Origin of the sequence: Lentimicrobium sp. S6, from assembly GCF_013166635.1 — a bacterium.
Classification (GTDB): domain Bacteria; phylum Bacteroidota; class Bacteroidia; order Bacteroidales; family UBA12170; genus UBA12170.
On sequence record NZ_JABKBZ010000029.1, the window covers coordinates 1 to 10,348 of the forward strand.

Genomic DNA, 10,348 nt, shown 5'->3' on the forward strand with positions numbered 1-10,348 from the left:
TGAACTAAAAAACATGTGCCAAATTGAACATTCTAGGCACAGAAGTTTTGAAAATTTTATCTCCAATATTATCGCCGCTCTTATCGCATATTCATTCTTTGCTAAAAAACCTTCTATAAAATATGATTTGGAGAAAGACGATCAATTAGCTCTGTTTTTATAATCGAACTCGGGTTAGAAGAGATCTATATTCAACAAAGCCAAATATCAGATCTAAAACCATTATCGGAAGCTATAAATTTACAGGTGATTATGTTTCATGAAACAGGAATTACTTCACTAGAACCCATTATGAATCTGCCCAAACTCTCCATCATTAGTTTAGGCAAAACCAAGGTTCCACAAGAAGAAATAGAGGCTTTTAGCTTAGCTCATCCCCATTGCGAAATACATCAATAAAATAAAAACCTATGAAAAAGTTTTTTAAATATTTAATTCTTGTCATTATCATCATCATTGGACTGTCCTTCTTTTTTGATCTTAATTCTGCACATATTGAAGAAGTGAAAGTTTGTGATCAAATAAATGGTAGTATCTGCCAGATAGACAAACCCATTTTCGAAACCAATACCCCACAAATCTATGTGAGTTGTGAGTTAAAGAATCCTCCTGGGGAAACGCAGGTTCAGTTTTCATGGTTTTATTTAAAAAATGGTAGAACAGAAATTGACGCAGTTGTTTTGACTAATGGTGATGAAATAGGAAATGTAGATATGTATTCCTCTTTAAACCGACCTAATAACGGTTGGCCAATAGGAGATTACGAAGTAGAAATAAAAATTTTAGACACCGAGAAAGACCCTATAATCAAGTCTTTTTATGTAAGATAAGCCCAAACGCAGTACATTCAATAAGGATTGCTTTGGAAAGTGAAGATGAGGAGAACCCGGAATATTTATTTCGGGTTTATTTTTTTACTTTTGATTCCGAATTAAACACATGCAAAAATGAATTTATATAATTTAAACAGAGGGTTTCTGACTGTATGCATCAGCCTCCTATTTCTAAATGGATTTGCCCAAAACCCCGCCAATCATCCTGATACTTTAGATACCTATTTAACAAAGGCATTCACAGATTTCGAACTTCATGGATTATCGGTGATGGTTATTAAAGACGATAAAGTAGTTTTTGACAAAAACTGGGGTACTGCTGGTTATGGTGAAGATGTAGGTAGCGAATCCCTTTATAATATCGCCTCATGTACCAAAGCATTTACAGGTGCTGCCATGGCAAAATTAGTTAATGATGGCCTTTTGCACTGGGATGATTTAGTGATAGATTATTTGCCTGAGTTTAAATTAGCCGACCCCTATATCACCACTCATTTAACCATTGAAGATCTATTAGTTCACAGAAGTGGCTTGGGTACTTTTTATGGTGATTTACTCTGGTACGAAACCAATAGAACTGATGAAGATGTGATAGAAAGGCTTCAATATTTACCCATCACGAATCGTTTTCGCGATCAATATGGCTATCAAAACACCATGTATATGGTTGCAGGTGAGATTTTGAAAAAGGTAACAGGACAAACTTGGGAAGAATATATTCAAGAAAATCTACTTGATCCTTTAAAAATGGAATCTACTGTAACTTGTGGAAATAAACTAGAGGAGGGCTCTAATATTGCATATCCTATGATTGATGATAAAGAAATAGGTTTTAGTATGAAAAGACATCATGCTGCTGCTTCTATATTTTCCAGTACAGCAGATTTGAGTTTATGGGTAAGGATGCTTTTAAATAATGGCATCATTGAAGAAGATACCATCCTCCCTGCTCATGTGATTAGAGATATGATGGCTCCAAGAACCATGAAATCGGTTAATGGATTAAGAAGAATGACTGGTGCCCAATTTAGTACCTATGCTTTAGGCTGGAATGCTTGGGATCATAATGGTGAAAAGGTGGTGGAGCATGCAGGTGGAATGCCAGGATATATTTCTCAAGTGACTCTTGTTCCTCAAGAAAACTTAGGAATCATTATTTTGACCAATACATTAACTAGCGCACCCACAGCTATGGAACTTTATATCCTTGATTCTTATCTAAAAGAGGAATCCACTGATTGGGCATCTATGTTTGTTGGATTCAAAACCAGAGGAGAAAAGGCTGAAAAAGAAGCTTTAGTAAGACGAGAAGAATCGAGAGTACTGGACACAGAGCCCAGTTTAGAGATTGAGAAATATTTAGGAACATATGAAGACAAAATGTATGGTAAAGCCATCATTTCTTTGAAAGATAAGCAACTTCATTTAGTTTTTGAGCCTGCCAAAGAAATGTTTTATTCTGATATGGAGCATTGGCATTTCGATACCTTCAAGGTTCATTTTGCCGACCCCTTCTTACCAGCTGGATATATGAGCTTCGATTTTGATTCCAGAAGAAATATAGAAGGATTTAAAATTGACTTAAAAAGCAATGATTTCCACTTCTTTAATCTGGATTTTAAGAAACTAGATTAGATTATCTGTTGTGATAAAAGTAAAAGCAGGAATTTGAATCATCAAATTCCTGCTTTTATTTAATTCAGATGCTTTTAAAATCTGTATGCTACACTTAGTAAAGCTGATGAGCTAGATAATCCTATATTTAATCCTGACTCATCCATTTCAGTATCATCATTTTCATATTTCTCGTATTTTGTACTTGTAGAACTAGTATAATAGTCTGCACCTGGTAATAACTCAACTCCAAAAACAAATCGTTGATTGAGTGCATAGTTAAAACCTAAAACAAAATTCAAACCAACACTATACCTTTTATCCTCTATAGTTCTTCTTAATTCAGATTCTGAATCAAACTCCTCATCCAAACTACTTGAATACGTGCCAGTGATATCCATTCCATAAATGAAATTAAGATGCTCATCAATTGAGGCATTACACTGCTTTCCAAATCCTATTCCAAATCGATTATACTTGTGCGAGTTTTCTTCATACTCACCTTTTTCTTTATAGTTAGTTGTAGTTCCGTATATTGACTTCAGTCGCCACATTGATTTCTGATGTCCAAATTTATACATGACTCCAAAATTATCTAAATTTTGAAAAACTAGACCTAATTCCTGTTGCTTTATTTTTTCTTGTGCAGATGCAGTTAATATAGAAACTGAAACTGCTATTAATATAATTAGTTTTTTCATTTTAATGTTTTATTGGGTGATAATACTTAAATAGATTAAGTTTTTTTATTTTTATAATTAAAACCTATAAGCAAAATTCAATAATGCTGATGAGCTTGATAATCCAATTTGAAAATATGAGAGGTCATACTCTTTATGATTAAAAGACTCTTGATTTGATTCTTCCAGACGTTTTCCTATTGAATAGGAAGCACCTGGCAATAATTCAAAACCAAACACAAAGCTTTCTCCTATTAAATAATTAAATCCTAAAATACAATTGAGGCCAAAACCAAATATTTTCCTTTCTGTGGTATACAAATCACTTTGATCATATTCTTGTTGTTTAAAGTAATAACCATAAGAAGCCTCAATATCTGCTCCATAAATAAAACTAATTCTTTCGTCAATAGGAGCAGTGTATTGCTTACCAAAACTAAGTCCAAGACTAGTCCCTTTATGAATTATTTCATTTTGATACTGATCTTGATTATACAAAACTTGTTTTATTTCATCCTTCATTGTACGGATATATACAGACTTCAATCTCCACATAGAATTTTGATCCCCGAACTTATACATTAATCCAAAGTTGTTGAAATTTCGAAATACAAGCCCCAATTCTTTCTGTTTCACCTTTTCTTGGGCAGTAACAGACAATATGGCCATGGATATGACCATCAATAAAATTATTTTTTTCATTGTAATCGTTTTTAATAGGTTGGTTAATAAATCAAATGATATTTGGATATCCAAGAGGCATAATTACAAGAAGTATGCCATAACACATATTAAACGTTATAATTCATTTAATTATCACCATGTGTTTATTAAGGAAAGTTAAATATTAAAACAATACTGTCCAATACATCTTCCATTTTAAATAAGATTCTTCACCTCATTGCATTTCGTTCAGAAAGACAGTGTCGTAGGAGGTGATATGGAGTAAGAAGGGTTTTGCTTTTCTCAATGCCAAAAGCAAAACCCTTCTTACTATTCCGTTGCCAAAACAATAGTCATTCCGATGCGCAGCGAGGAATCTTTTATAATGATTAGGACACAATTGATATTATGAACTAAAATGAAATCATCCTAAATAAGCAAGCGAATTTTAAATAAAGACTATATAAACTAGATTGCGTTTTACTTTTGCAGCCGAAAAATCACATCAATCAAATGATCAATCAAATGAGATTTAAATTTATTTTAATCGCCTTATTAATACCTGTATTTATCTGGGCTCAAGAAGGAGAAAAAGAAAAGGCCAAGATTAGCCTAAGTGGCTTTGTTAAGGCCGATTATATTTTCGATAGCCGCCAAAATATAGAAGGCCGTGAAGGCTTTTATATTGCCTATCCAAAACCTAAAGTATATGATGCCAATGGGATTGATATCAACAACCATCCATCGAGCAATCAATATGGAATGACCTCAAGATTAGGTTTTAAAACAGATGGAATTACTGTATTGAATGCGAAAAGCATGGCTTATATTGAAGGTGATTTTACTGGCCCTAGCAATGCACACAATAATACCTTACGTCTACGCCATGCTTATATCAAACTCGATTGGAAAAGCAATAGTTTATTGGTGGGTCAATATTGGCATCCAAATGATGTGCCTGAAATGATTCCCAAAATTCTTTCTTTAAATACTGGTGCCCCCATGCACTCCTTTTCTCGTGGACCACAAATTAGATTCACTCAAAATATGGGACCTATTAAATGGATAGCTGTTGCTTATGCTCAGAGAGATTTCACGAGTACGGGTCCTCAAGGAGTAAGTAGTAAATATTTAAGAGAAGGTATAGTTCCTGATTTAAGTTTACAAGCCCATTGGACACATAAAAGCGTCTTTGCTGGTGTTGGAGTAAATTACAAAAGACTTCATTTTAGAAGCATGACCTTAGACAACCAATTGATGACCGATGATGTTCCAGCTTTATCCGCTTTGGCTTTTATTAAGGTGAAACATAAGAAATGGGATATTAGGTTGCAAGGAGTTTGGGGCGAGAATTTATACGACCATTTAATGCTTGGAGGAACGGCCATTGCTTCAGTGGATAGTTTAAATGCGCAGATTGAATATTCGAATATGACCGCCATTTCGGCTTGGTCTACTATTTATTATCAGTTTGGCAAATTGAAAGTTGGTGTTTTTGGAGGAATAGCTAAAAACCAAGGAAGCCCTAAAGAAATCACAGGTCCTGTTTACGCAAGAGGAACAGATATAGATTATGTTTACCGTGTAAGCCCACAGTGGTATTATACAGTCAAAAACCTAACCATCGCCAACGAATGGGAATACACGGTAGCTGCCTATGGAACACCAGATTCTTATGGGAAAGTTAATGATACTTATGAAGTAGGTAATTTAAGATTCACCTTATCATTAATCTATGCTTTCTAGATTTTGGATGACAAAAAACAGGCTGTTCAAATGAATTGAACAGCCTGTTTTTTTATATCTAATGAATACTATTTTCTATTTCCTCGCTTATACATTTTTCAAGAAGCATCATCAATTAATAGATTCCAGCCCTATTATAGATCTATCAAATCGTTTTTAATAGCAAATTTTACCAAATCGATAGTGGATTTAAGTTCCAATTTTTGGAGGATGTTATTCTTGTGAGTCTCCACAGTACGAACACTAATAAATAATTCGTTTCCGATTTCTTTATATGACATTCCATCTGCGATAAGTTTTAGAATTTCTCGCTCTCTTTTGGTTAGGCTACCTAATCTTGAGTTATTGAATTTCTCTTCCTGATTGCCTGCCTTTTTAATGTAATCCATTAAAATAGTATTGGGAATCTTCTCACTCAAATACTCAAATCCTTGATTGACTTTTTTAATCGCCTCCACTAAATCTTCTCTCATGCTATCTTTAGGAAGAAAGCCTTTTGCGCCAGCTCTAATGCTTTTAAAGATAGTCTCTTCATCAGTGTAAGAAGAGAAAACAATGATTCTTATTTGAGGAAAATCTTTGGTTAAAATACCTGCTATCTCTATTCCAGACATTTTGGGTAATGAAATATCCAATATGATAATATCAGGCTTTATAAATTTAAGCTTTTCAAATAATTCATCACCATTGGAAGCTTCCCCAACAATTTCTATATCGTGTTCCTTAATGAGAAGGGCAAAAATACCATCTCTAACTATCTGGTGATCATCCACCAGCAAGACTTTGATCTTGCTCATAATTTTTGTTTTTCTTTCTATTGCTAAGATAAATAAAAAAGCTCAGCTACAAAAAAAAGCTTCTGTTAAGAAGCTTTAATAATTTAGATGACGTTTTCAAACTGTCGTAGGAACTTCAAATCGTTCTCAAAAAACAGTCGTAAATCTTTAATTTGATACTTGAGCATAGTAATTCTTTCAATGCCCATACCGAAAGCAAAACCAGTATATTCTTCACTATCTATTCCAGCGCTTTTCAAAACATTAGGGTCCACCATTCCGCAACCTAGGATTTCTACCCAGCCAGTGTATTTACATATATTACAGCCTTTTCCACCACAAATGTGGCAAGATATATCCATTTCGGCAGAAGGTTCGGTAAACGGAAAGTAACTAGGTCGAAGACGAATTCCTGTCTCCTCTCCAAACATCTCTTTTGCAAAATACATGAGGGTCTGTTTTAAATCGGCAAAACTGACATTCTTATCTACATATAAACCTTCTACTTGGTGAAAGATACAATGTGCACGAGCAGAAATGGCTTCGTTACGAAAAACACGACCGGGGAAAATACTTCTAATAGGAGGCTTTTGATTCTCCATCACTCTTACTTGAGTTGAAGAAGTATGAGTTCTCAAGGCGATATCTGGATTTTTCTCGATGAAGAAAGTATCTTGCATATCGCGTGCTGGATGTTCTTCAGGGAAATTTAGCGCCGTAAAATTATGCCAATCATCTTCTATTTCTGGTCCTTCGGCCACATTAAAACCAATGCGAGAGAATATTTCTATTATTTCATTTCGCACTAATGATAAGGGGTGACGACTACCCACTTCAGCATTAACCGGCATAAATAAATCTAAATAGTCACCAGATTCTACTTGTAGACTCTCCAGTTGCTCTTTAACTTCAGTGATTTTATCCTGTACAGCATTTTTTAAATTATTTAAGAGTACACCCATTTCTTTACGATCCTCTTTCGCCACATTTCTAAACTCACCAAAAAGAGCAGGAATAATTCCTTTTTTACCTACATACTTTATTCTGAAGGCTTCTAAATCCTCCATCTTCTGAAGGCTGAGCGCCTCCACTTCTTTAATATATTCTTTTACCTGGTCAATCATTGTTTGCTACTCCACTATTTTAATTTTCATGCTCACTGTTTCCAAGGGTTTATCTGCTCCACCAGTTTGCACTAATGCTATTTTATCTATTACATCGAATCCTTCTGTAATTTCACCATACACGGTATATCCACCATCTAAATGTGGCGTACCACCAAGAGTACGATAAACCGCTCTTTGTTCTTCTGAATATTTATATCCGCTCATATCTATACCTTCCGATTCCATTTGCTGAATTAACTTAGGCATATAAGCATTGATATAAGCACGGTCTCTAAGTCTTTGCAAGGAATCGATGGTTTTATAAACCTTTGCATTTTCAGGACGAGTACAATACTCCCTAATGATTCCCATCTGAGCACCCTGATTCATACGCTGTTCCATATTATCCATCATGGCATCACTCACCGGTTTCCCCTGAACAATATAAAATTGAGAGCCACTAGATGCTTTTGTAGGATTCACATTGTCGCCCATACGAGCAGCAGATAAAGCGCCTTTTTTATGGACATATTTTTGAGGTAAAAATTCAGCTGGGACTTTATAACCTGGGTCAGGCCTCCCATCTTCATTTCCCCCACCCTGTATCATAAAATCTTTTATAACACGATGGAATGGAGAGTTCTCATACCATCCTTCGTTAACTAGTTTAATAAAGTTATCCCTATGGGCGGGAGTTTCATTATAAAGTTCTCCTTTCATATTTCCATAAGGAGTTTCTATAATAAATTTTATGCGAGTCTCTTGTGCGATAGAAACACAGAAAATTAAACTAAATAAAACGAGATATAATGACTTTTTCATAGAACTATATTTTACAGACCTTGGTAGGTCTTTCTAATATTTTTACTTATTTCTTCAAATTCTGAGGTTTCCAGTTTAAGCTTTGGCTGTTTAAAATCGATATCATATACCGTATTAATAGGAATAAGATGAATGTGAGCATGAGGAACCTCTAAGCCAAGTACAGCCATACCTATCCGCTTACAAGGCACATTAGCCTCTACTGCTAAGCCAACCTTTTTAGCAAAAACAATCATCTCGGCCAAATCTTCATCTTCAATATCAAAGATATAATCTGTTTCTACTTTTGGTATTACTAGAGTATGACCTTTTACAAGAGGATTGATGTCGAGGAAAGCATAAAACTTGTCGTTCTCTGCTATTTTATAAGAAGGAATTTCTCCATTTACTATTTTTACAAATATGGAACTCATAAGGCTATCTATCTTGATACTTCAATTATTTCGAATGGAATGGTACCTGCAGGAACATTAATATCAACAATATCTCCCACTTTCTTTCCAAGCAATCCTTTAGAAATTGGCGAACTAACAGAAATTTTTCCTTTTTTTAAATCGGCTTCATTTTCAGGAACCAATTGATAAGCCATTACAGCGCCATTTTTAAGATTCTTAATCTTCACATTAGATAAGATTAATACTTTAGAAGAATCCATCTTTGATTCGTCGATAATGCGTGCATTTCTAACTACGGCTTGCATTTTAGAAATTCTCATTTCCAGCATGCCCTGAGCCTCTTTTGCAGCATCATATTCAGCATTTTCAGACAAATCTCCCTTATCTCTAGCTTCAGCAATTTGACGAGAAATGGAAGGGCGTTCTACAGTGATCAATTGATTAACTTCAGCTTTTAGCTTGTTTAATCCTTCTTCTGTAAAATATTTTATTTCTGACATTTTATTATTTTTTATCTGATTCATTAACTAAGAAAAGACCCTTATTTTCATAAGAGTCCTTTCTTTTTACAAAGAAACAAAATTTCTTAATATCATCACGCTAATAAGATAGCGTAATTCTTTAGAGGTCTAAACGAATACCAATACGGTGTATTCCGTCGAAAACTTTAGTTGCTTGATAAGAATAATCAATACCAATATGTGTACCTTCTTCTTTATTTAATGGCACTTGAACACTAAAACCACCACTAAAACCTCTATGAAGAGTTAAACTCTCAAGTTCATCATTTATTTTATCCTCATAGGTGTATCCAGCGCGTAATAACACAATTTCTCTAAGTGAAAACTCACCACCTAGAATATATTGGTCATTGGTGAATGAATTAGAAACGAAAGTTCCTGCAAGGGTAAATTTACTTACTTCACCAATAAGGAAATCGTAACCTAAACCGATATTCAACTGAGCGGGTAATTCAAATTTCTCACCTCTCCATTCTGTTGTAAAAGCATTTGCTTGACCTGGAAGAAAAGATTTAACTGAGATACCATCTCCTGAATAAATCATTGGAGTACCAATATTCTTTAAAGCTACACCTAATTTAATGTTATCGTTTGGTCCAGTGATGTATTGAATACCTGCATCAATAGCTAAACCTTGAGCAGAAACATCGGAAGTAGATTCAGAAATAATCTTCACTACTAAACCACCATGAATACTACTAGAAAATGACTTAGCATAAGCTAGATTAATATTAATAGAAGAGGGAGTATAAGTACCCGCTCCTCCTTCTGGTTGCTGTGTTGTTGTACGATCAATGGTTCCAAAATTCATACTCATGATACTTAATCCGAAAGCACCAGATTCTCCAACCTTGGAGGCTAGACCAAAGGAGTAAATTCCAATGTCTGCAGCACTTAGATAGTTTGTATATGTTAAACCAACATCTAAACCTTTAGTTTGAGCTAAACCACCAACGTTACCAAAGATGGCTTCGAGTCCAGTTACTGTAGCCGAACCTGCATTACCCCAACCAGTTGTTTTTGCCCATGGATTGATCAGGAGCTCTGAAGCGCCAGCCTGACCTGAACGGTCTTTATTCCCGGCAAAGGCCTCCTGATGGGGCAGTATGATTGATGCAATGAATAATACCGCTATTGAGATTTTATATAGACTTTTCATACTATGTATTTTTATTTTTTCTATAATCAAATT

12 protein-coding genes and 1 pseudogene are annotated in these 10,348 nt (G+C 34.7%); 5 read left to right on the plus strand and 8 right to left on the minus strand.

Annotated features, from left to right (window positions below):
* The 4 genes and pseudogenes from HNS40_RS23125 to HNS40_RS10995 all read left to right on the plus strand — a co-directional run.
* Window positions 1-163 (plus strand): annotated as a pseudogene (locus HNS40_RS23125) (IS982 family transposase); the annotation flags it as partial.
* A gap of 89 nt (window positions 164-252) precedes the next feature.
* On the plus strand, window positions 253-399 hold the full coding sequence (locus HNS40_RS10985; protein WP_172280720.1) for a hypothetical protein: 147 nt from the start codon (window positions 253-255) through the stop codon (window positions 397-399).
* 11 nt (window positions 400-410) lie between these two features.
* Window positions 411-830 carry a hypothetical protein gene (locus HNS40_RS10990; protein ID WP_172280722.1) on the plus strand — a complete coding sequence of 140 codons (420 nt, stop codon included), beginning with the start codon at window positions 411-413 and terminating at the stop codon, window positions 828-830.
* Window positions 831-947: 117 nt separating this feature from the next.
* The gene (locus tag HNS40_RS10995) at window positions 948-2,468 is read left to right on the plus strand and encodes a serine hydrolase (RefSeq protein ID WP_172280724.1); all 1,521 of its coding nucleotides are present in this window, start codon (window positions 948-950) and stop codon (window positions 2,466-2,468) included.
* 74 nt (window positions 2,469-2,542) lie between these two features.
* Here HNS40_RS10995 and HNS40_RS11000 read toward each other — a convergent pair whose 3' ends face one another.
* Window positions 2,543-3,148, minus strand: a complete 606-nt coding sequence (locus tag HNS40_RS11000; RefSeq protein ID WP_172280726.1) for a hypothetical protein — start codon at window positions 3,146-3,148, stop codon at window positions 2,543-2,545.
* A 57-nt stretch (window positions 3,149-3,205) separates the two neighbouring features.
* Window positions 3,206-3,829 (minus strand): hypothetical protein, encoded by a 624-nt coding sequence (locus HNS40_RS11005; RefSeq protein WP_172280728.1) that lies wholly within the window; start codon window positions 3,827-3,829, stop codon window positions 3,206-3,208.
* A 486-nt stretch (window positions 3,830-4,315) separates the two neighbouring features.
* Between HNS40_RS11005 and HNS40_RS11010 the strand changes: the two genes are divergently transcribed.
* Window positions 4,316-5,536, plus strand: coding sequence for a hypothetical protein (locus tag HNS40_RS11010; protein WP_172280730.1), 1,221 nt, complete (start codon window positions 4,316-4,318; stop codon window positions 5,534-5,536).
* A 134-nt stretch (window positions 5,537-5,670) separates the two neighbouring features.
* On the opposite strand, the gene HNS40_RS11015 is transcribed toward HNS40_RS11010, so the two are convergent.
* The 6 genes from HNS40_RS11015 to HNS40_RS11040 form a co-directional block, all read right to left on the minus strand.
* Entirely contained in the window at window positions 5,671-6,333 is a 663-nt protein-coding gene (locus HNS40_RS11015) for a response regulator transcription factor (protein WP_172280732.1), read from the minus strand.
* 83 nt (window positions 6,334-6,416) lie between these two features.
* Window positions 6,417-7,436: a phenylalanine--tRNA ligase subunit alpha gene (gene pheS / locus HNS40_RS11020; RefSeq protein ID WP_172280734.1), complete on the minus strand. Its 1,020-nt coding sequence runs from the start codon at window positions 7,434-7,436 to the stop codon at window positions 6,417-6,419.
* Between the two features lie 6 nt (window positions 7,437-7,442).
* A complete protein-coding gene (locus HNS40_RS11025) occupies window positions 7,443-8,240 on the minus strand; it encodes a peptidylprolyl isomerase (RefSeq protein WP_172280737.1) in 798 nt (265 codons plus the stop codon).
* An 11-nt stretch (window positions 8,241-8,251) separates the two neighbouring features.
* Complete coding sequence (locus HNS40_RS11030) at window positions 8,252-8,653, minus strand: HIT family protein (RefSeq protein ID WP_172280739.1); 402 nt, start codon at window positions 8,651-8,653, stop codon at window positions 8,252-8,254.
* 8 nt (window positions 8,654-8,661) lie between these two features.
* Window positions 8,662-9,126: a transcription elongation factor GreA gene (gene greA / locus HNS40_RS11035; protein ID WP_371742936.1), complete on the minus strand. Its 465-nt coding sequence runs from the start codon at window positions 9,124-9,126 to the stop codon at window positions 8,662-8,664.
* Between the two features lie 130 nt (window positions 9,127-9,256).
* A complete protein-coding gene (locus HNS40_RS11040) occupies window positions 9,257-10,315 on the minus strand; it encodes a PorV/PorQ family protein (RefSeq protein ID WP_172280743.1) in 1,059 nt (352 codons plus the stop codon).
* Window positions 10,316-10,348 lie beyond the last annotated feature (33 nt).